The 1,550-nt window shown below is 36.5% G+C and carries 3 protein-coding genes; all 3 read left to right on the forward strand.

The annotated features are described in order from the left end of the window. Positions 1-87 precede the first annotated feature (87 nt). The gene (locus PVK62_RS17240) at positions 88-621 is read left to right on the forward strand and encodes a hypothetical protein (RefSeq protein WP_274445609.1); all 534 of its coding nucleotides are present in this window, start codon (positions 88-90) and stop codon (positions 619-621) included. 201 nt (positions 622-822) lie between these two features. Next, positions 823-1,077: a type II toxin-antitoxin system Phd/YefM family antitoxin gene (locus PVK62_RS17245; RefSeq protein WP_011263488.1), complete on the forward strand. Its 255-nt coding sequence runs from the start codon at positions 823-825 to the stop codon at positions 1,075-1,077. Beyond that, on the forward strand, positions 1,068-1,382 hold the full coding sequence (locus tag PVK62_RS17250; protein ID WP_011263487.1) for a type II toxin-antitoxin system RelE/ParE family toxin: 315 nt from the start codon (positions 1,068-1,070) through the stop codon (positions 1,380-1,382). The genes PVK62_RS17245 and PVK62_RS17250 overlap by 10 nt, the downstream gene beginning before the upstream one ends. The last annotated feature ends 168 nt before the right edge of the window (positions 1,383-1,550 follow it).

Below are 1,550 nucleotides of genomic sequence, written 5' to 3' on the forward strand. Positions count from 1 at the left end.
AGTTTCAGTGATTAAGGCAGTAAAATTCAGGTAAGTCTGTATAGTAGCAAACGTGTTATGCAGGCGTTATGTATATTGAGAGGAAATATGACTCAGCAGGAATTTTTGATAATTTTAGAAACAATCGCAAAACAACAACCTAGTGAATGGGTTCCTGTTGTCTCTGCTCTAGGAGGTGCGTTAGTAGGAGGTTTAGTTACTTTTTTCCCTACGAAATATCTAGAAGAAAGCCGTTCTAAGGCATTTTCAAAGCAAATACAGAACTCTATAATTGCTGAAGTTTCAGTTTTAGTGCGTATTATAGAAAATCGGAAATATGTGGAGTCAATGACTGAAGCGGTTGAGCATCTTAGAAAATACCCTGAAGGAGAGTTCACATTAGTTGCTGATATACCTTCGCATTATTCTTTGATATATCAAGAACAGTGTAAAAACATTGGTGTTTTAGATAGGGAAGTAGCTCGAAATATTATCAATTTTTATCAATTAATAGACGCGGTTGTTCAAGATATAAAACCTAATGGAACGTTTTCTGCGTACGCGCCTTTGGAAGCATATCAGGAGTCTTTAGCTATGTTTCAATTGGCAGTCGAAATCGGTAAGAATTTAGAAAAATTGTAGTATATACATAACAAATGCATCAACACGATTTGCTACACTCGGCGTTGTCAGTTTGCCTTTAGTTTCAGTGATTAAGGCAGTAAAATTCAGTTAGGTCTGTATCGTAGCAAACGTGTTATGCAGGCGTTAAATGAACTGTCTCAATGGCTAATTAAGTGATACAATAGTGATACTTTGTTCTTTCAATAATGGAAACTGAATATGAAAGTTGAATTAGTCACTACATTAAAACGTCAAGCAACTAAGATTCTTTCTGAGCTTCATGCTTCAAAAGAACCAGTGTTAATTACAGAGCACGGTCAACCGTCTGCTTATTTGTTAGATGTTGATGATTATGAATTTATGCAAAAACGTATTGCTATTCTTGAAGGTATTGCTCGCGGTGAAAAAGCAATTTCAGATAATCGTGTAGTTTCTCATGAAGCCGCAAAAGAGAAGATGAATAAATGGCTGTAATTAATTGGACTGAATCAGCATTATTAGATTTGGACGAAATTGCAGAATATATCGCTATTAATAATATCTTAGCGGCTAAGGCGTTAGTTCAATCAGTTTTCCATCGTGTTGAGCGTTTAGAGGATTTTCCATTATCAGGCCGTAGTGTTCCTGAGCTTCCTCATTTAGATTATCGTGAAATTGTATTACCACCATGTCGTATTTTTTACAAAGTAACCAACGATGATATTGTATATATTCTTTATGTCATGAGGGAAGAGCGCGAGTTACGCCAATTTGTTCTCAATGACCGTGGTTTGCAGTAAGAGTTCATTTAACAATCGCATCAACACGATTTGCTACACTCGGCGTTGTCAGTTTGCCTTTAGTTCAGTGATTAAGGCAGTAAAATTCAGCTAAGCCTGCATAGTAGCAAACGTGTTATGCAGGCGTTGTGCGTACTGAGTCCGAAATTTTTTGTACGGTTCATCAAA

Source organism: Aliivibrio sp. S3MY1 (assembly GCF_028765575.1).
In the GTDB taxonomy this organism is placed as follows: Bacteria; Pseudomonadota; Gammaproteobacteria; order Enterobacterales; family Vibrionaceae; genus Aliivibrio.